This is a genomic window from Streptomyces sp. PH9007, from assembly GCF_059813725.1.
Genome location: NZ_CM187440.1, coordinates 2,337,616 through 2,357,658 on the forward strand (window position 1 = coordinate 2,337,616; position 20,043 = coordinate 2,357,658).

Genomic DNA, 20,043 nt, shown 5'->3' on the forward strand with positions numbered 1-20,043 from the left:
GACCAGATAGACCGGCGCAAGGCCCCTCACGTGAGAACGAGCAAGCCAAACGCATTCAGCCAGGCAGATTACCGTCACCGCCCCGCGCCGGTCAAAACGCGGGCGCCCCGGCTACCGCTCCCGCACGACCCGTCGCTCGTCCCACACCGGCTCCGACGTCTCCCTTACCACACCGTCCGAGCCGAAGACGAGATAGCGGTCGAAGGACCGCGCGAACCACCGGTCGTGCGTGACGGCCAGCACCGTCCCCTCGTACGCCTCCAGGCCGGCCTGAAGGGCCTCGGCGCTCTCCAGGTCCAGGTTGTCGGTCGGCTCGTCCAGCAGCAGCGCCGTGCTCCCCACCAGCTCCAGCAGGAGGATCTGGAAGCGTGCCTGCTGCCCGCCCGACAGGCGCTCGAAGCGCTGCTCGGCCTGCCGGTCCAGCTCGTAGCGGCGCAGTGCGGACATGGCCGGGCCGCGCGCCTTGGCGTGCTCCGTCCACAGGATGTCCAGCAGGGTCCGGCCGAGCAGCTCGGGGTGGGCGTGGGTCTGGGCGAAGTGCCCCGGCACCACCCGTGCCCCCAGCTTCCAGGCGCCGCTGTGGTCGACCCCGTCCCCGCCCAGCAGCCGCAGGAAGTGCGACTTCCCGGACCCGTTCGAGCCGAGGACGGCCACCCGCTCCCCGTAGAACACCTCAAGATCGAACGGCCGCATCAGCCCGGTCAGCTCCAGGCCCTGACAGGTGACGGCCCGCAGCCCGGTACGGCCGCCACGCAGCCGCATCCGGATGTCCTGGCGGCGCGGCGGCTCCTGCGGCGGGCCGGCCTCCTCGAACTTCCGCAGCCGGGTCTGCGCCGCCTTGTACCGGCTCGCCATGTCGTCGCTGCGCGACGCGTACTGCCGCATGTCCACGACCAGCTTCTTCAGCTGGGCCCGCTTCTCGTCCCAGCGCCGGCGCAGCTCCTCGAACCGCTCGAACCGCTTCTCGCGGGCCTCGTGGTACGTCGCGAAGCCGCCGCCGTGCACCCACACGTCCGACCCGGCGGGCCCCGGCTCCACGCTGATGATCTTCTCGGCGGCCCGGGCGAGCAGCTCACGGTCGTGGGAGACGAACAGCACGGTCTTGCGGGTCTCCCGCAGCCGCTCCTCCAGCCAGCGCTTGCCCGGCACGTCCAGATAGTTGTCCGGCTCGTCCAGCAGCAGCACCTCCTCGGGGCCGCGCAGCAGCGCCTCCAGCACCAGCCGCTTCTGCTCACCGCCGGACAGGGTGCGCACCTGCCGCCACTGGGCCCGCTCGTAGGGCACCCCGAGCGCGGCCGTGGTGCAGATGTCCCACAGCGTCTCGGCCTCGTACCCGCGCGCCTCGCCCCAGTCGGCGAGCGCCTGCGCGTACGCCATCTGCGCGTCCTCGTCGTCCCGCGTCATGACGGCCAGCTCGGCCTCGTCCACGGCCCCGGCCGCCGCGCGCAGCGGCGGCGGGGAGACGGACACCAGCAGGTCCCGTACGGTCCGCTCGTCCCGCACGCTGCCGACGAACTGCGGCATGACGGCCAGGCCGCCACTGACGGTGACGCCGCCGGCCTGCGGAGTCAGCTCACCGCCGATCAGCCGCAGCAGGGTGGTCTTGCCGGCCCCGTTCCCCCCGACGAGGGCGACGGCGGCCCCTTCCCCCACCCGGAACGACACATCGTCGAGCAGCACCCGCCCATCGGCCAGCACGTACTCCAGATGCGCCACCTCAACATGCCCCATGCCCCCCATGCTCCCAGCCGGGAGGGGCCGACCCAACCGGGTTTCTGTCACCGTCCCGCTTGGAGCTCAGTCACATCGCGCATCGCCAGCCCCGTGAAAACCAAGACCGCCCACACCCAGCGTTCCACCGACCTCGGACACGGTCGCCGCTTCGGCGAAAGGCCGGTCAGACCGTCGCGTCGCGGTTGTGCTGGCCCGCTGACGACAAAAGCCACCCCCTACGAACGGCAGAAGCACAAACTCCCCGCCAGCGAACACCCGGGTGGCAGCAGCCTGGCCTTCATTTACCTCTGCACGAAGTTGGCATTTGAAGAGCAAATCAACCGCCCGAACGCCAACAGAAGGAACATATTAAAGCGCAATGTCCAGGATGTCAGATGGATTGTGATAAACTATTATCCACCTGAATCCAGCGTTGAGAATTATGGATATTTATCTGCCCTCAATCATTCAGGAAAGATCGGGGATTCCAGATCCAAGCAATAGTGCGCAGACCATCGACTCTCGATTAGACAGGCCGTCTTTGACTCGCCAGCCAATCTCATCGCGAACTGCAACTATAACGCTTCCGGCGCGCACGGTTCTTCGGTCGATAATGAACCTTGAACCCACATCCATGAGCAGCTTCCCTTTTTCGATCCTATGCAGTGCAATTTTTACATCAGACCCTGGGATTTCACCCGAAATTCCCCGACGAAGGAGATAGGTCAAGCCTCCTGCATTCTTTGCAAACTGCGGAAAGGTTGCTATCTTTTCGCCGTCACCAGCAACCAGGGAGGCAGAAAACGCACCTAGATACTCGTGGAGATACAAAGCGTAACGGGCGCTATCTAGTCGAATGTGCTTCTTGTAGCCATTACCGTCGCGCCGCCAGGAACCTACTTCGACAGCATCCGTCCATTTTCCCCCTTCCTGCCGTCTGCCAATTTCAACCCTTCTCATCCTTTGGCATTTAAGCGAAGCAGACGCCAGGCCGACAAGAATACTTACCGGCAGGCCAACCATGGCGACCATGCCAATAGAGCCAAAAAATCCGCCGTAGACAAGTATCCCTGAATAAACTATCAGGAATATCAACAAGCCGTCATTGGCCGCCGCCTTGCCTTTTGCTTTCATTGTCGAATTACCGCCCTTTCAATATTTCAATTCCCTTCTTGAGGGGTGTCGTTCCGTATCTTGCCACAAAGGCACCGTTTCGCGCCCCGCCCGAGGCGGATTGGAAAATCCATTTTGTTACCTTTTGCCCAGTAATATCCTCGTTCGTAGCAGTTGCGAACCCGACGTGCAAGATCGACCCCGCCAAGGCGCCAGCCGTAGCTCCTGCCAAAATTAGGCATCCTGCGCCAGCAGTCGCTCCACAGAACCCGATAGCAAAGGCTGTTCCGAGGCTCACTGCTGCAATATTGACACCAAGATGTCCGAGACGTCGCCACAGATCTTCACTGGTGAAATCATGCCAAGCGTCTGACAATTTATCCAAGGCGACGTCGGCAACACCTGAAACCTTGTTCCACGCTGCGCCGGCAGCGCCAGAAACATCACCCCGCGCCAGGCTGTTCCAGAATCCTCGGTTCTTTTCTTCGTTCTTGCGCCGTTCTTCTGCGGCCTGGCGCTCACGTTCCGCCTGCTCACGATCTTCTGCCCGCGCTTTGGCGGTAACATGACCGGCATTCCACGTGATGCAGCCTGGATCCTTGGAGCACGCTGTTTGCATGGAATTCCGATATCGAACGTAACGCGGCGCCAGGGTTCCGCCCTGGTTCTTGGTGACCGTTTCGTAGTTCTTGCCGTACTCCACCTTTTCCAGGCTGTGGCGCGACCCGTAGGTGCACTTGTACTGGCCCGAGAAACACTCCTCGTAAGCCAGGCCGGTCGGGTCGGCAAAGGCCAGGGGGTTGTTGTTCGCGTACTGGTAGGCGTTGTGCTGGGTGGTGTCATCCTCCAGCAGCAGCGGGTCCGGTGATATGAAGCGGCCCAGCAGCGGGTCGTACTCACGGGCGCCCAGATGAGTGGTACCCGTGGGGTCCTTGGTTCCGTCCAGGAAGCCGCGGTCGCCCGGCCATGAAGTGCTGCCCGTCGAGCCGCGCTCGCCGCCGAACGGGAGCTGCTTGCGGCGCTGGACCGCCTGGCCCAAGCCCCAGGCCACCGCGATCAACGCCGTGCCCTGTTGGTCCGAGAACAGGAAGGTCAGATCACCTGTGGTGCTCTCGCGCATGGCGACCACCTGGCCGCTGTGTTCGTAGTACCGCTGACCTGTCACGGTAGCGCCCGTCGCCGTCAGCTCATTGCCGTGCGGCAGATACGCGGTCGCGCGGCCGTCACCATTGTGGGCGAGCAGTCGGCCACCCGAGGCGTCGTACACATATGAGGTGCTCTTGCCGGCCTCCGTCACGGAGTCCAAGCGGCCCTCGCCGTTCCAGACGAATTCCTGATCACGGGCGCCGCCCGCCCGGCCCGTCATGTTGCCGGCCTCGTCGTACGTGAACGACTCGCTTTGCCCACTGTCGGGGCCGCCCGTGGTGGTCACGCTGCGCAGCGCGTGCGCCCCCTCGCCCCCGGCCTCCGTCATCCCGTACGCACGGGTCACCGTGCCAAAGCCGCTGACCACCGGGTTCTGCGTCTCGCTCACGCGGTTGCCCGCCAGGTCGTACTCGTATTCGTGCCAGTAGCCGTCCGGGCCACCGACCGTCCGCGCCGAGGCGCCCGCCGAGCAGTCGTCGACCGCCGTCGATGTCGTCCACGCCTCGGTCAGGCGGCGCAGCGCGTCCGTCGTGAAGCACTGCGTGTCGGACACGGCCTCCGCGTCCTGGCCGGACACCGAGGCGACCCGCTTCACGTTCCCGGCCTCGTCGTAGGTGTAGCGCGTGTTCTCGATGCGCAGCGCCTCGTCGCCGTCCACGGTCCGGCTTGTCAGCCGGCCCGTGTGCTCGTCCCAGATCCGGGTGTCGTACACCTTGCGGCCCAGCACTCCGAACTCGGTCCGCTCGGCCCGGCCGAACGCGTCGTGGCTGACGTTGTTCACGAGCACCTGGCGTCCGGCCGTGGTCTTGAAGGGCAGACCTTCCCTCGTGAAGTTGGTGGTGACCCGCTCCTGTGGCAACCCGCCCATCGCCGGATGCATCAGCCATTCAAAGATGCCCGTGCGCTTGTTGTAGCCGTACGTCCAGGTATACGCGCCTGCCAGGGCACCTTCCTCCGACGGCAGCGTGACGGTGGAAGAGGTCACCTGATACCGCTCGTTGTAGCCGCCCACCTCCGTGGTGTACGCCGCGCCGTCCACATAGCGGGTGTCCTTGGCGGGCCGACCCTTCTTGACCGTGTCGTACGTCCACTCGGCGGTCGTCTCCCCGTCCACCTCAAGGGCGGTCTTGCGCCCGAGGAGATCAAAGGACGTTGTCATGGTGACACCGCGCGCATCGGTGGCGGAGGCGGGACGGTCCAGCACGTCGTAGGACACCGTCGTCACCCCCGTATCCGGGTCATCGATCCGCACGCGATTGCCGCGCTTGTCGTAGGACCACGACCAGGAGTTCCCTGCGGGGTCCTTCATCGTCACCAGGTTCCCGGCCAGATCGTAGCCGTACGTCGTCGCCTGGTACGCGGTGCGTCCCGCATTGGTGTAGGAGCGTTGTTCGACCTTCCGGCCGTAGGCATCCGTGAGGGTGGTCGTCGCGGTCCCACCCTCCGGCGGGATCACCGTGGTGCGCTCCGCACCGTCGTACAGGGTGCGCGTGCGGGCCTTTTCGTCCCCGTAGCGCAGGGCCACGGAGAGGACGGTCCGGCCGGCGGCGTCGAACTCATTGCGTACGGCCGCCGGCACCTTGTTGTCGGCTGCCTTGACCAGCTCCGCCGACGGGGCGCCATCCGTGAAGTACGGGGTGTACGACTTCCACGCCCGGCCCGCAGTGTCGTACAGCGTCTCGGAGATGATCTTCCCGTCCGGTCTTCCCACCGCACGACCCTGGGTTTCCCTGCTGCGCAGCAGACCGTCGTAGAAGGAATAGGTTGTCAGGTAGTCGCCCTGATAGTCGAGTCGCTGCTCGGTGACGACGTTCGGCTTCGTCCGCGACAAGCTGTACGTGTACGTCGCGGTCGGCTTGGTGGGGTTCTCGGTCTTCGTCCAGCCCGGCTCCCACACCGCCGTCGTCCGCCCCAACGCGTCGTAGGTCGCGTCCGTCCGTACGCCATTGGCGTCAACGGCCGCCGTCACCACGCCGCGTCGCGCGTCGGTGGTCACCTCGGCGGTGTGCCCCAGGGCGTTGGTCGTCACGGTCTTGGTCGGCGACTGCCCGGTGGCAGGTGTGTACGCCGTACGGGTCTCCGCGCCGGCCGCGTCCGTGTGGGTCAGGGCCCGGCCGTACTGGTCGTACGTCACCGTGCTGACCGTCCGGTATCCCGTACCCGCGCTGTCCACTCCGTCGACCCGGGTCGGCAAACCGCGACTGGGTGCGGCTCCCAGGGTGCCGGAACCGTCGTAGTACGTGCGGGTCGCCGACAGGAGACCGTCGGGCAGTGCGGGTGTCTTGTCGCAGGTTCCTGCGACGGTCCGGTTCTCCGCCTCGAGGCCGAGGATGTTCTTGCTCTCGTTCCTGGCGTAGCTGACGGTGGTGCACTTCTCGTCGCCGGCAACCGCTGTGTCGCCCTGGTCGCTGACCGAGGCGACCATGCCGAAGGAATCAAAGGTGCTGTCGGCACGGGTGCGCCGCCAGGTGCCGTCGCTCAGGCGCTCACGCGACGTCTCCGTCTTGAGGTCGACCTGGTACGCCCGCAGGTCGGACACCCCGTCCCGGCTGTGGGTCGCCGTGGCAGCCGAGCGCCAGGGAACGTGTGCAGTGGCGGACAGCACCGCGCCGCCGTCACCCGCGTGGGTCACCGTCTCCCGTACCAGGCCGGCGAACGCCTCGTGATCGGCCACCTGGTTGCCTTCGGTGTCGGCGACCTGGGCCCCGGATATGCCGCGGAAGTAGCGGGTTTCCGTCAGGGTCTGTACGCCCTCCGCCGGATCACCACTCAGTGTCTGGACCCGTCCGTACCCCTTGCGTTCGCTGAACGTGCGGTGCGCCGGCTTGCTGAACTCGTCCTCGGGCTTGGCCCAGCCCATGCCGCCCAGATAGCGGTAATCGGTGCGCACGACGGGAGCGCCCGACGTGTTGTCGGACTCCAGCACCTGGTCCACCACGTAGGTGTGGAACCAGTCCAGGTACGGCTCGTAGTCCGGAGCCGGGGCGTCCGGCGGGGACCACATCACCGGATAGCAGCGCTTGGTGTTGGAAGAAGGTGACGGCAGATTGCGTGGATCGCAGTCCGCCTTGGAGTAGGTGACGCCTATGGTGCCGCCGGTCTCGGTGTCGACGGCGTAGACGCGGTACCGGTTCAGCGGTGGGATCGGGTCGAGAACGCCCTCCACCCGGTTGGGCAGTTGCTGGCCACGGAAGGTCACCGCCGGCAGGGTGAGGTCGGCGTCGCCGGTGTGCCCGGTGCGGGTGATGGACTTCAGCCACAGGGCCGGGTCGCTGCCGTCACCCGTGGAGGGGAAGCTATGGTCCAGCTTCCAGCTGTCCACCTTCTTCAGCTCGCCGGTGGCCAGGGCGTAGGAGGTGATGGAGGTCAGTCGCTTGGTGGTCCAGAAGGACGGCGAGTAGTTGCCCTCGCAGTCGGCTCCGGAGGCACAGTGCTGGTCGAAGGGAACATCCGGCCAGTCCTTGGCGGTGTCTTTGGTGACCTTCGACCAGTCGCAGGCAGCGCCTTCGCGCACACAGCGTTCGGAGACCCCGAAGGTGACACGGCCGGCCGGGTTGGAGGTGTACACGGCGTCGCTGCGCAGCCCGTAGTCGACTCGCTTGAGGTGTCCGCCCCGAATGTAGGTGGTCGGGGTGCCCTTCCAGGAGCTGTCGATGGCCCGGGCGTAGCGGTTGGTCTCCTTGGTCCAGTAGTACGCCATCGCGTTGCCGAGCGGGTCAACGACGTAGTCGAGGTTCCAGCGCCAGGCCTGCTGGCACCAGGAGTCGGCGAAGGAGGAGGCACGGCAGGGCTCACCGGCGTGGTTGCCGAAGACCGGCACGGTCCAGGTGGAATCGGTCACCGCGTTGTCGCCCGACCAGCCGGGAAGCTTGTGCAGGCCGAAGTAGTACTGGACGCCGTCCGGTGCGGTGACACGCCAGTGCTCGCCGTTACGCGCGCCGTTGTCAGCTCCGGTCAGCAGTTCGACGCGGGTGCCGTCGTCGTCCTGCTTGCGCCAGACGCCGGTGGTGTCGTCCTTGACGAGTTCGCCGCCGGATCCGCCGAGGGCCAGAGTGGCGTTCTCCTTCTTCCAGCACAGATCGCCGACCCTGTTACCCGGATTGTTGCCCCCGCTCTTGTCGTCCTCACAGGCGATGTAGCGGCGTTCGATGAAACCGGGTGACAACGACCAGCCGTCACCGACCCAGTTGGCTTGGTTGTTCGTGGCAGCGGTGCGGCCGTCGACCGACTGGGAGGAGTACGACAGGCCAAGGCCGGGCTGCAGACCGCCCGGCACGGAGGGGATGTCGAGGCCGTAGGACCAGGAGAACCCGCCGGAGGAGCCCCCGTGGGTCCAGGACCCGGACGGGGAGAGGTCTGTGGCGGTGAAGTCTCCGGAAGCCCCCGACGGTGCTGCTTCAAGTGCCAGAAGCCGGGTGCCGACGGTGGCCATCAGCCCTGTGGCTGAGGCTAGCTCATCGTCGGCCGGCTTCACCAGGTCACTACCGCTCTCCAGGGCAGCTCCCGTCGCGGGCAGGTCGATCTGTGTGGAGAGCGTCTGCGCGGCGGCATCGTTGTGCGAGGGGAGCTCTTGCTGAGTGCCGCAGTCATCGGTGTCCGGGGTGAGCAGAACGCACTCCGGCAGGGCCCGGACGACGAGACGGCTGGCCCAATCCGCACCGTAGATCCCGGCGAACCGCTCGTAGTCCAGAGCTAGATCGACAGTGGCCGTAGCGGCGTCCGCCCCAGCTGCCTCGCCGTCGTCCGCCAAGCCCCGTACGGCTATCAGGACGCCGTCAACGCCGGCCTTCTCCGTGGCGTCCCCGCTGAGGATCTGCATCTGCACGGTGCCGAGACCGGCCGGGGCGGCCAGTTCCTCCACCTCGGACTGCGACCACTCGGTCTCGGCGGCCCCGTTGGCCGCGGGGCGGTCCTCGGTCTCGTCCGGCCAGTCGAGGGGCTGCCCGGTGACCGAGGTGGTCGGTACCGGATCCATCTCCTCGATGTCGGGCAGATCGAGCCTCTGCTGAGCGGCCACGGGCCCGGCCAGCATTCCGCCGAACAGCAGCGTCGCCAATCCCACAGCTGCCGCGCGCTGCCATCCCCGGCCAGGCCAGTCAACAGACATGCCCACGCCCCCTCCACCTGATCTTCACCATGAAAAACAGCGCTGAACGTAACAGGAAAAGGCCAGGATGATCCGATTCAAGTCTATGCGTTATGTGTTCGTTATTTAGCTACGGGAACTCGGTGGCTGTCGCGATGGGCCCAACCCCCACTCCCGCGCGCGCGTTTGACCTGCAACAACCTTGCAGGTCAACGGGGCCAAACTTCCCCAATGGGCACATACTTGGATAGTAACGCCGACAACGGCTCAATGGGGAGACATTTGACACCGACAATCGACTGCCGTTACATCTTCTCCACGCGTCATATCCGATGGGCAGACGTCATATCGGCACCCCATGAATCAGTGCTGAGAACTTGAGAAGAAGGAATATGAAGAATATGGAGAAGAAATTCTATTCCTCATCACGAGGAAAATATCATCGATACCGAATACTCGCCCCGGCCCTCGCACTCACCCTCGTCTCGTCGCTTTTCAGCGCATCCATGGCAACAGCTGCCGAGGGAGGCGATGACGAGGCTCCGGCGTGGGAGGAGGACTGGCGCTCACAGGAGGAGAGCACTGCGCTGAGCGAAGCCGAAGAAACCGGCGAACCGGTGGAGATACTGTCCCAACGTTCGGAAACCTCACAGGTGTTCGCCAATCCTGATGGCGACTTCACCGAACACAGCTACGTCATGCCGCAATGGGTGCGCCAGAACGGACAGCTGGTCGACATCGACACCACGCTGCGTCACAACGACGACGGCACCTACTCACCTGCGGCCACGGAAGTTCAGGTCTCCTTCTCTGCCGGCGGCGGCGAAGAACCGCTGGCCACGGTGGTCCGGGATGGCCGCTCGATGTCCATCACCTGGCCAGATCCCCTGCCCCAGCCCACGATCGACGAAGACGTGATCACCTACCCCGGGGTCCTGGACGGAGTGGACCTCAAGCTGCAGGCCAGGAACGGTGGTTTCGGTCAGGTTCTGGTGGTTCACGACGCCGTTGCCGCCGCGAACCCCCGGCTCGCGGAACTCTCCTTCGGCTTGGACACCATCGGGCTGGAGGTTAACGCCGACGAGCACGGCAACCTGCGAGCCATCAACCCCGCCGGCCAGGAAGTCTTCACCGCACCCTCCCCCCTCATGTGGGACAGCAAAACCCCGGATGACCCCGAGGTCAGCAGGATGATGAGTGCCGCCGGGGAGGAGGCGCCGATCAGTAGCGACTTCACGCCGGGGATCGGTGCCGAGAGCGCTCTCGCTGAGCTTCGTGTTGACGACAGCCAGTTGTTCCTCGTCCCCGATCAGGACCTGCTGACCGGCGAGAACACCCAGTACCCCGTGTACATCGACCCCACGGTCGAGGGCAGCCGACTCTCTTGGGCCATCGCCTACAAGAAGTACCCCAACAGCAGCTTCTTCAACGGCGCCAACTTCAACGGCGGTACCAGCGAGGCCCGAGTCGGCTACGAGGACACGACCAACGGCACCGCGCGCTCCTTCTTCCGGATGAACTCCAAGAACCTCCTGGACACCAACCGGGTGATCACCTCCTCCAAGTTCCGCATCCGCAACACCTGGTCCTGGTCCTGCAACGCCCGGAAGGTGGAGCTCTGGTATGTCGGAGGCATCACCTCTGCCACGACCTGGAACAACCAGCCCGAATGGCGCTCCTGGCTGAGCACGGTCAATGAGTCCAGGGGCTGGGCTTCCAATTGCCCGGCGGGGAACCTGGTCTTCGACGCCACCGCAGGAGCCAAGACGGCTCAGAGCAGGGGGTTCAACTCACTCACCCTGGGGCTGAGGGTCCCCGACTCCAGCGAGACGGACGTCTACGCCTGGAAGAAGTTCACCGCTACCTCGGCGGTGCTGAGCACCACCTACAACACGCGCCCCAACCCGCCCTCCAACCTCGACACCTCTCCCATCTCCACCAATAACCAGTACGGCTGTGGAGACCGCGCCCCGTACCAATACATCGGTAACACGGACTTCTATCTGCGTGCCAAGGTCTCCGACAAGGACGGCGGCACTGTCAGAGCGATGTTCCATCTGTGGCCGACCGGCCACCGGGACACCGCGCAGGGCGGCCTGATCATCGACAAGACGGTCTCCGTCACCTCTGGCGGCTACGCCCAGGTCAAAGTCGCTAAGTCGACACTGTTGCCCTACATGAACGTTGCCAACGGGAACTTCTCGTGGAAGGTCCAGGCCAACGACGGCTCGCTGAAGTCCGAGTGGACACCGCCGCTGGGCGCACCCGGCTGCCGCTTCGTGTACGACCCGAACCGGCCCTCCAGCCCTCCCGGCGTCACCAGCACCGACTTCCCCGACGGCAGTGAGGGCTGGCCCGGCGGGACGGGGAGCATCCGGCAGGAAGGCACCTTCACGCTGACGTCTGGCGGCGTCAACGATGTGGTCACGTACCGTTACTGGACCAGCTGGAGTGGCACCCGGAAGACCGTCAACGTCAGCGCGGGCGGCAATGCCAACATCAAGCTCACTCCTACCCAATCGGGCCCCAATGTTCTCTATGTGCAGAGCATTGATCGAGCGGCCAACGAATCGGACACGTACGCCTACCTCTTCTACGCCTCGGGGCTGAAGACCCCAGACGCCCCAGGAGATATCAATGGCGACGGGATACCGGACATCTGGGGAATCGACGGTAACGGCAAGCTGATCAGCCACTACGGCTCGGGAGATGGTCAGGTACATGAAGCGACGACTCCAGCCAACGACGGTGACTGGAGCGACACACTGATCACGCATCAGGGGGACTGGACCGGAAACGGTATCGAGGATCTCCTCGCTCTGCGCCCGAGGGAGGGAACCGAGGAATACGGTCTCTGGGTCTATCCCAACTCCGGCTTCGGCGACGTCTGCAGTGACTGCGGCGAACACCGGCCCGTCGAGCTCACGGTCTTCGACGAGACCAACAACCACTGGAACGGCGGGGCGAAGCAGATCCTCGCGGTCGGTGACGTCGACGGCGGCCTCGACACCGACGGAGACGGAGTCGACGACATCCCCGGCTTCCCCGACCTCCTGGTGAACGACGGTGAGTACATCTGGTTGTACTACGGCAGCGACGACTTCAAGCTGGACTCGTACCGCGACCCGGTGCTGATCGCCGGACCGGACGATCCGATCTCATCGCGGGGATCGACCATCAACGAGGTGACGCTGGCCGCTCCGGGAGACGTCAACGAGGACGGCATACCTGATCTCATCGTCGCCTACGACCGTGAGGACGACGGCCTGCTCTTCCTCTTCGACGGTCAGCTCCACGCCGGTCACTACTCCATCAGCCTGGACCATACCCAGCAGCTGGGCTGGGGTTGGCACACAGCCAATGTGACGGCACTGACGGCCAGAACAGCCCTGACACGCGACGGCTTCGTCGAGATCTGGGTCCTGATCCGGCCCACAGGGCAGCTGCAGCTCTCCGCCATCGACATCATCCATCAGAAGGCCACACTGACTACCGTGAGCACCAAGTTCACCGGATACCGCACCATCAGCTAACCCCGGTCCCCCTACCCGGCCCCCGCCGCCTCCCGGCGGGGGCCGGTGCTGCCGGCCGCCGCTAGGATTCGTGCATGAGTTTTGGGCAGGGAGCACCCGGGTGGGGTCAGCAGGGAGCTCCGGACTGGGGCGCGCTCGCCGTTGAGGCGGAGCGGAAGCGGCGGCGCAAGCGGATGTTCGTCATCGGGGGAAGCGCGCTCGCCACGCTGGCCGTCGGGACCGTCGTCGCGCTCGCCATCGTGCAGCAGGACGGCGGGTCCGACGGGCAGGCGGGCGGGGACAGCGGCGGGCAGACCGCCGACACCAGCACCGACGCCACCGCCAGCCCCACCGCCGATCCCTCGTTCGAGGAGACGCGTCTTCCCCCGCTGCCCAAGCCGCGCGAGTTCATAGCGGACGCCGACAAGGACCTCGCGCCCTTCACGGCCGACGAGTTCTACGCGGGCGAGACCATGACCGTCGAGGGCCGCGAGTACACCAAGACCGGCACCGACGCCACCGAGGACTGCACCGAGGGCGTCAGCGCCGAGCTGGGTGCCGTACTCACCGAACACGGCTGCGCCGCCCTGCTGCGCGCCACCTTCACCGGCTCGGGGGCCGCCGTGACGGTCGGCGTCGCCCAGTTCCCCTCCGAGGACGACGCCGTGGCGGCGAACGCCGCCTACACCCGCAATCTGCTGCCGCTCACCGCGGGCGACAGCCCAGAGTTCTGCCAGCGCGGCGGCTGCCGTACCACCACCAACCAGGTGGGCCGCTACGCCTACTTCACCATCGCGGGCAACAGCGACGGCACCCCCGACAGCGGCGACGGCACCGTGGCCCAGCAGGCGGCCCGGGACGGCAACGACCACGCCTTCTCCCGCATCATCCTGCGCGGCGAGACCCAGGCGTCCGCCTCGGCCTCCGCCCTCGTCGAGGAGCGCCGCAACAACAGCTAGCGCACCGTCCCCGAACCTGAACGCCGCGCGGGGGCGGGCGGTCAGCCGCTGATGCCGTCCACGACGGTGGTCAGGTTGTGGTCGAAGGTCTCCCGGGCGTCGAGGTGGGCACCTTCGATGACGAGCCGGGCGACGGTGGGATATCTGCCGGTGTCGAGCATGCGGGTGAGGTAGGGGCCGAGTGCGGCCTGGAAGGCGGCCTCGTCGGTGCCACCGGCACGGGCGGTACGCCGCTCGGTGACCTCTGTGCGGACCGCTCCGATGAGGAAGGCGTTGAGGGCGCCCACCGCCCGCTGGAGATCGTCGATACCGCGCACGCCGGGGGCCTGGCTCAGCGCCGCCGCGGTCGCCTCGCCGACGGCGAGCGCGTGGGGGCCCAGGTGGGGCCTGCCGCCGAGCAGGTCGGCGAACCACTCGTGTGCGAGGGCGGCGTCACGGGTCGCGTGGGCGATGGCCAGCACGGTGGCGCGCCACGCGGTCCGCCGGCCGGCCTCGGCGATCCCGGCGTAGACGACGTCGACCATCAGGTCGAGCAGTTCGGACCGGTTGCTCACGTAGTCGTAGAGCCGCATCGGACCGACCCCGAGTTCCTTGGCGAGCTTGCGGACGGACAGGCCCTCCAGTCCGTCCGCGTCGGCGAGCCGGATCGCCGACGCCGCGATCTTCTCGCGGCTCAACGGCACCGGCGCCGCCCGTGGCTGAGGTTCGGGCCGTTCCCAGACGGACATCCATTCGCTACCGTACGGTGTATTCACCAGTACAGTGTACGGCAAGGAGATGGGGATGGGTATGCGCGTGGCGATAGCCGGCGGCGGGCTGGGCGGGCTGACCCTGGCGCGGATTCTGCGCCGGCACGGCATCGACGCGGTGGTGTACGAGCGCGAGACGAGCCAGTCGGCGCGCCCGCAGGGCGGCTCCCTCGATCTGCACCCGGAGTCCGGCCAACAGGCCCTGGCCGCGGCGGGCCTGGCCGGCCGGTTCCGCTCGCGGGCGCGCCCCGAGGGCGAGGAACATCGCCTTCTCGATCCGAGCGGACGCACCCTGGTCCACCATGTGCCGGACCCCGGCTCGTTCTCCGGACGTCCCGAGATCGACCGGGGCGTCCTGCGTGATCTGCTGCTCGACAGTCTGCCCGGTGACGCGGTGCGGTGGGGGCGCCGCCTGATCGCGGCGAGCCCCCGACCCGGCGGGGGCTGGGAACTGACCTTCCAGGACGGCCACCGCTCAAGCTGCGACCTCCTCGTCGGCGCGGACGGCGCCCGCTCGGTCGTCCGCCCACTGCTGGCCGACGTACGGCTGTCCCACGTGGCCACTCTCGTGGAACTGACCGTCGTGGACGCCGACCGGCGCCGTCCCGGCCTCGCCGAGCTGGTCGGCCCCGGGAACCTCTGGTGCGTCGGTGAGAACCGGATCCTGGCGGCGCAACGCCTGGGGGACGGCAGCCTCCGGATCGGGATCACGCTGCGTCCCGACGGCCGCCCTCTCGACACCTGGCGCGACAAGCGCGCCCTGCTGGATCTGTTCGGCGGCTGGGACCCGCGGCTGACCGCGCTCATCGAAGCCGGGGACGGCACGCCCGCCCCGCGCGCGATCGAAGCGACGCCCACCGGAACGCGCTGGCCCGGCCGACCGGGTGTCACCCTCATTGGTGACGCCGCCCACCTCATGCCACCGGTCGGCGAGGGGGCCAACCAGGCCATGCTCGACGGCGCCGAACTCGCCGCCCGGCTCGCCGCCGGCCCCGCCGACCCCGAGGCGGCGATCCGGGCTTACGAGGAGGGGATGTTCACCAGGATCGGCCCCATCGCCGAGATGTCCGCCCGGATCCAGGCGATGATGCTGTCCCCCACCGCGGCCGCGGACCTCGTCCGTTTCTTCACCACCGGGCCCGCCGAACCCGCGCCCGCGGGCTGAGACCGCCGGCGCCCCATCGGGGCCGAGCCACCGCGTCTAGCAGCAGCCCGCCGACGCCGGGAGGGTGCGGACGTTGCGCGCCTCCCGGCTGCGGGCCGCCAGCAGGTCGTCCGCCGGATAGCCGACCTCCTCCAGGGTCAGCCCGTGCGGGCGCACCACGTGCACCGCCGAGTCGCGCACCCCGGCCGCCAGCACCTTCCCCGGCCACTCGGGGTCCCGGTGCCCGTCCCCGACGAACAGCAGCGCACCCACCAGCGAGCGCACCATGTTGTGGCAGAACGCGTCCGCCTCCACGGTGCCCTCCAGCACCCCGTCCGCGCCACGCTCCCAGCTGAGCCGGCGCAGCGTACGGATCGTCGTCGCGCCCTCCCGCCGCTTGCAGTACGCCGCGAAGTCGTGTTCGCCCAGCAGCCGCTGGGAGGCGGCGTTCATCGCCGCCACGTCCAGCGGCCAGTTGTGCCACAGCACGTGGCCGCGCCGCAGCGGGTCCACCCCGCCCGGGTGGTCGCTCACCCGGTAGACGTACCGGCGCCAGATCGCCGAGAAGCGGGCGTCGAAGTCCGCCGGGGCGCGCGAGACCCGGCGCACCCGTACGTCCTGCGGCAGCCGGCCGGTCAGGCGGCGGTGCAGGTTCTCCCGCTGCTCCTCCCACACCTCCGCCGGCAGGTCCACGTGGGCCACCTGGCCGCGCGCGTGCACCCCGGCGTCGGTACGGCCGGCCACCGTCAGCTCGTACCCCCGCGCCGAGCGGGTGACGACCCGCAGCGCCTCCTCCAGCTCCTCCTGTACGGTGCGCCGCCCCCGCTGGCGGGCCCAGCCGGAGAACGCCGCGCCGTCGTAGGACACGTCAAGACGTACCCGAACCGTCTCGGACACCCGCTTCTTCCTCTCCACATGGCACTGGGCCTGTCTCCCCCGAAAGGGTGACAGGCCCAGCGGCACAGACCAACCAGGACCGGAATCAGGCCTCGGTCTCGTCCTTCTTCTCCTCGGCCTTGGCCTCGGCCGGAGCCTCGGTCGCCTCGGCGGCCTTGGGCGCCTCGGCTTCCTTCACCGAACGCTTGGTGGCGGCCTCGGCCTCGCCGACCGCCTCCTGCTGCACGGTAAGGGCCTCCACCAGCTCGATCACGGCCATGGGGGCGTTGTCCCCGCGGCGGTTGCCGATCTTGGTGATCCGGGTGTAGCCGCCCGGACGGTTCGCGAACTGCGGACCGATCTCGGTGAAGAGGGTGTGCACGACGCTCTTGTCGGTGACGGTGCGCATCACCTGACGACGGTTGTGCAGGTCGCCCTTCTTCGCCTTGGTGATCAGCCGCTCGGCGACCGGACGGAGCCGGCGGGCCTTGGCGACCGTGGTGGTGATCCGGCCGTGCTCGAACAGCGCGGTGGCGAGGTTCGCCAGCATGAGCCGCTCGTGGGCGGGGCCGCCACCGAGCCGGGTGCCCTTCGTGGGCTTCGGCATGGTCTGTCTCCTTCATCTGTCTGCACCGGCCGTGTCAGGTACCGGTGTCAGGGCGCCACTGATCAGCAGTGGCCACTGTCAGCCGCGGGGGCCGCTCAGCACCGCTTTGTCAGTACTGCTCGGTCTCCGCGAAGCCCGTGTCCCCATCGTCCTCGGCCCCGAAGGCGTCGGCGGCGGTGGTCGGGTCGAATCCGGGCGGGCTGTCCTTCAGGGCCAGGCCCATGCCGGCCAGCTTCGCCTTGACCTCATCGATCGACTTGGCACCGAAGTTCCGGATGTCCAGCAGATCGGCCTCGGAGCGGGCCACCAGCTCGCCCACCGAGTGGATGCCCTCACGCTTGAGGCAGTTGTAGGAGCGGACGGTCAGCTCCAGCTCCTCGATCGGCAGCGCCAGATCGGCGGCGAGCGCCGCGTCGGTCGGCGAGGGGCCCATGTCGATGCCCTCGGCGTCGACGTTCAGCTCACGCGCCAGGCCGAACAGCTCGACCAGGGTCTTGCCGGCGGACGCCATGGCGTCGCGCGGACGCATGGCCTCCTTGGTCTCCACGTCGACGACCAGCTTGTCGAAGTCGGTGCGCTGCTCCACACGGGTGGCCTCGACCTTGTAGGTCACCTTCAGCACCGGGCTGTAGATCGAGTCGACCGGGATCCGGCCGATCTCCTGGCCCGCCGCCTTGTTCTGGACGGCGGAGACGTAGCCGCGACCGCGCTCGACGGTCAGCTCCATCTCCAGCTTGCCCTTGTTGTTCAGGGTGGCCAGCACCAGGTCGGGGTTGTGCACCTCGACGCCGGCCGGCGGGGCGATGTCGGCCGCGGTCACCAGGCCGGGACCCTGCTTGCGCAGGTACATCACCACGGGCTCGTCGTGCTCCGAGGAGACGACCAGCTGCTTGATGTTGAGGATGAGGTCGGTCACATCCTCCTTGACGCCCGGCACGGTGGAGAACTCGTGCAGCACGCCGTCGATCCGGATGCTGGTGACGGCCGCGCCCGGGATGGAGGACAGCAGGGTGCGCCGCAGGGAGTTACCGAGCGTGTACCCGAAGCCGGGCTCCAGCGGCTCGATCACGAACCGGGAGCGGAACTCGTCGACGACCTCTTCGGTCAAAGAGGGACGCTGAGCGATCAGCATGAAAAGAACTCCAGTCTTCGGCACCCACTATTTGATGCCGAGGCCGACAGCGGTGTCCGACAGCCGGAACACCGCACGATGTGTTTCAAGAGTACGGGCGGAGCCCCCGGGTCTCCCCGGTGACTCCGCCCACACCACTACTTGGAGTACAGCTCCACGATCAGCTGCTCCTGCACCTGGGTGTCGATCACCTGGCGCTCGGGCAGCGCGTGCACCAGCACCCGCAGACGCGTCGGAATGGACTCCAGCCACGCCGGCACGGTCTTGTCGCCCGCCTCGGCCTTGGCGACCTCGAACGGCGTCAGGTTACGGGAGGACTCCCGCACCTCGACGATGTCGCTCGGGGACACCCGCGCCGAGGGGATGTCGTTCTTCCGGCCGTTCAGCAGGATGTGGCCGTGCCGCACCAGCTGACGGGCGTGGTCCCGGGACTTGGCGAAGCCGGCCCGGTAGACGACGTTGTCCAGTCGCGACTCGAGGATCCGCAGCAGGTTCTCGCCGGTCTTGCCCTGCTGCCGGTTGGCCTCGGTGTAGTAGCCGCGGAACTGCTTCTCCAGAACACCGTAGATCCGCGCGCACTTCTGCTTCTCACGCATCTGAAGCAGGTACTCGCTGTCCTTGGTGCGCCCGCGTCCGTGCTCACCCGGGGGGTAAGGACGGATCTCGATCGGGCACTTCGCGCTCTCGCACTTGCTCCCCTTGAGGAAGAGCTTCTGCTTCTCCCGACGGCATCGCTTGCAGTCGGCCCCGGTGTAACGCGCCATTGTCTATCTGTCTCCTACTTCGACCTGGTCAGACGCGGCGGCGCTTGGGCGGGCGGCATCCGTTGTGCGGGGTGGGGGTGACGTCCTGGATGGAGCCGACCTCGAGCCCGGTCGCCTGGAGCGAGCGGATCGCGGTCTCACGGCCGGAGCCGGGGCCCTTCACGAAGACGTCAACCTTGCGCATGCCGTGCTCCTGCGCACGCCGGGCCGCGTTCTCGGCGGCCATCTGTGCGGCGAAGGGGGTGGACTTGCGCGAGCCCTTGAAGCCGACATGGCCGGCGGAGGCCCACGAGATCACGTTCCCGGACGGGTCGGTGATCGAGACGATGGTGTTGTTGAACGTGCTCTTGATGTGAGCGTGCCCGTGGGCAACGTTCTTCTTTTCCTTGCGGCGCACCTTCTTGGCGCCGGCCGTACGGCCCTTCGGAGGCATATACACGTACTCCTGTGGAGGTGGTCGGTCCTACAACACGGACCGCTGGAACAGCGTCCGGTGCGGACTACTTCTTGCCCGGCTTCTTCTTGCCGGCGATCGCGCGACGCGGGCCCTTGCGGGTACGCGCGTTGGTCTTGGTGCGCTGACCGTGGACCGGCAGGCCGCGGCGGTGACGCAGACCCTCGTAGCAGCCGATCTCGACCTTGCGGCGGATGTCGGCCTGGATCTCGCGACGGAGGTCACCCTCGGTCTTGAGGTTGGCGTCCACGTACTCGCGGAGCTTGACGAGGTCTTCCTCGGCAAGGTCGCGCACGCGGGTGTCGGGGTTCACCCCGGTGCTGGCAAGGGTCTCCTGAGCACGGGTGCGCCCGATGCCGAAGACGTAGGTGAGGGCAACCTCGACGCGCTTTTCACGCGGGAGGTCGACGCCTGCAAGGCGTGCCATGAATGTGGCTCCTGATGGGCTCTTCGGAGGTCTTCCGCAGCACCGTTCCCGTAAGACTCACGAAGTTTTACGAGCCGGGTCCCCGGCCTCCGACCGGGGGTGTCGTCCCCGCGCTGAATGGCGAGGGGTCGGGTGTCTGCGTATCTACATATATGCGTGTCGCGGCGTCGCGCGAAGAACTGCTACGAGTACGAGGCGGTGGCGGTCTGCGTCAGCCCTGGCGCTGCTTGTGGCGCAGGTTCTCGCAAATGACCATGACCCGCCCGTGACGGCGGATCACCTTGCACTTGTCGCAGATCTTCTTGACGCTCGGCTTGACCTTCATGAGAGTGAGGTTCTCCGAGTCGGTACGAACGATCTG

General features: G+C 67.1%; 15 protein-coding genes. 4 read left to right on the forward strand and 11 right to left on the reverse strand.

Annotated elements, in window-relative coordinates; translation table 11 throughout:
- Window positions 1-111 precede the first annotated feature (111 nt).
- Window positions 112-1,731, reverse strand: a complete 1,620-nt coding sequence (locus ACTFAP_RS10565; RefSeq protein WP_436980429.1) for an ABC-F family ATP-binding cassette domain-containing protein — start codon at window positions 1,729-1,731, stop codon at window positions 112-114.
- A gap of 93 nt (window positions 1,732-1,824) precedes the next feature.
- Here ACTFAP_RS10565 and ACTFAP_RS10570 point away from each other — a divergent pair, with 93 nt between their 5' ends.
- Window positions 1,825-2,217 (forward strand): hypothetical protein, encoded by a 393-nt coding sequence (locus tag ACTFAP_RS10570; RefSeq protein WP_500468904.1) that lies wholly within the window; start codon window positions 1,825-1,827, stop codon window positions 2,215-2,217.
- Here the strand turns inward: ACTFAP_RS10570 and ACTFAP_RS10575 are convergent.
- Together ACTFAP_RS10575 and ACTFAP_RS10580 are read right to left on the reverse strand one after the other, a co-directional pair.
- A complete protein-coding gene (locus ACTFAP_RS10575; protein WP_500468905.1) occupies window positions 2,182-2,847 on the reverse strand; it encodes a hypothetical protein in 666 nt (221 codons plus the stop codon). The two genes, ACTFAP_RS10570 and ACTFAP_RS10575, sit on opposite strands and share 36 nt — an antisense overlap.
- A gap of 7 nt (window positions 2,848-2,854) precedes the next feature.
- Window positions 2,855-9,079 (reverse strand): RHS repeat-associated core domain-containing protein, encoded by a 6,225-nt coding sequence (locus ACTFAP_RS10580; protein ID WP_500468906.1) that lies wholly within the window; start codon window positions 9,077-9,079, stop codon window positions 2,855-2,857.
- Window positions 9,080-9,459: 380 nt separating this feature from the next.
- Here ACTFAP_RS10580 and ACTFAP_RS10585 point away from each other — a divergent pair, with 380 nt between their 5' ends.
- Entirely contained in the window at window positions 9,460-12,591 is a 3,132-nt protein-coding gene (locus ACTFAP_RS10585; RefSeq protein ID WP_500468907.1) for a VCBS repeat-containing protein, read from the forward strand.
- A gap of 74 nt (window positions 12,592-12,665) precedes the next feature.
- Window positions 12,666-13,529, forward strand: a complete 864-nt coding sequence (locus tag ACTFAP_RS10590; protein WP_364242528.1) for a hypothetical protein — start codon at window positions 12,666-12,668, stop codon at window positions 13,527-13,529.
- 41 nt (window positions 13,530-13,570) lie between these two features.
- On the opposite strand, the gene ACTFAP_RS10595 is transcribed toward ACTFAP_RS10590, so the two are convergent.
- Window positions 13,571-14,257, reverse strand: a complete 687-nt coding sequence (locus tag ACTFAP_RS10595) for a TetR/AcrR family transcriptional regulator (RefSeq protein ID WP_451725301.1) — start codon at window positions 14,255-14,257, stop codon at window positions 13,571-13,573.
- A gap of 55 nt (window positions 14,258-14,312) precedes the next feature.
- Between ACTFAP_RS10595 and ACTFAP_RS10600 the strand changes: the two genes are divergently transcribed.
- Complete coding sequence (locus ACTFAP_RS10600) at window positions 14,313-15,443, forward strand: FAD-dependent oxidoreductase (RefSeq protein ID WP_500468908.1); 1,131 nt, start codon at window positions 14,313-14,315, stop codon at window positions 15,441-15,443.
- A 36-nt stretch (window positions 15,444-15,479) separates the two neighbouring features.
- On the opposite strand, the gene truA is transcribed toward ACTFAP_RS10600, so the two are convergent.
- The 7 genes from truA to rpmJ form a co-directional block, all read right to left on the reverse strand.
- Window positions 15,480-16,319: a tRNA pseudouridine(38-40) synthase TruA gene (truA, locus tag ACTFAP_RS10605; RefSeq protein ID WP_500468909.1), complete on the reverse strand. Its 840-nt coding sequence runs from the start codon at window positions 16,317-16,319 to the stop codon at window positions 15,480-15,482.
- Between the two features lie 85 nt (window positions 16,320-16,404).
- On the reverse strand, window positions 16,405-16,905 hold the full coding sequence (gene rplQ / locus ACTFAP_RS10610) for a 50S ribosomal protein L17 (RefSeq protein ID WP_390125899.1): 501 nt from the start codon (window positions 16,903-16,905) through the stop codon (window positions 16,405-16,407).
- Window positions 16,906-17,014: 109 nt separating this feature from the next.
- The gene (locus ACTFAP_RS10615) at window positions 17,015-18,037 is read right to left on the reverse strand and encodes a DNA-directed RNA polymerase subunit alpha (RefSeq protein WP_030736242.1); all 1,023 of its coding nucleotides are present in this window, start codon (window positions 18,035-18,037) and stop codon (window positions 17,015-17,017) included.
- 137 nt (window positions 18,038-18,174) lie between these two features.
- Window positions 18,175-18,801 (reverse strand): 30S ribosomal protein S4, encoded by a 627-nt coding sequence (gene rpsD, locus ACTFAP_RS10620; protein WP_390125897.1) that lies wholly within the window; start codon window positions 18,799-18,801, stop codon window positions 18,175-18,177.
- Between the two features lie 28 nt (window positions 18,802-18,829).
- Window positions 18,830-19,234, reverse strand: a complete 405-nt coding sequence (gene rpsK / locus ACTFAP_RS10625) for a 30S ribosomal protein S11 (protein WP_019433438.1) — start codon at window positions 19,232-19,234, stop codon at window positions 18,830-18,832.
- Between the two features lie 67 nt (window positions 19,235-19,301).
- Entirely contained in the window at window positions 19,302-19,682 is a 381-nt protein-coding gene (gene rpsM / locus ACTFAP_RS10630) for a 30S ribosomal protein S13 (protein WP_030736247.1), read from the reverse strand.
- Window positions 19,683-19,893: 211 nt separating this feature from the next.
- Window positions 19,894-20,007 (reverse strand): 50S ribosomal protein L36, encoded by a 114-nt coding sequence (rpmJ, locus tag ACTFAP_RS10635; protein ID WP_009740505.1) that lies wholly within the window; start codon window positions 20,005-20,007, stop codon window positions 19,894-19,896.
- Window positions 20,008-20,043: the final 36 nt, after the last annotated feature.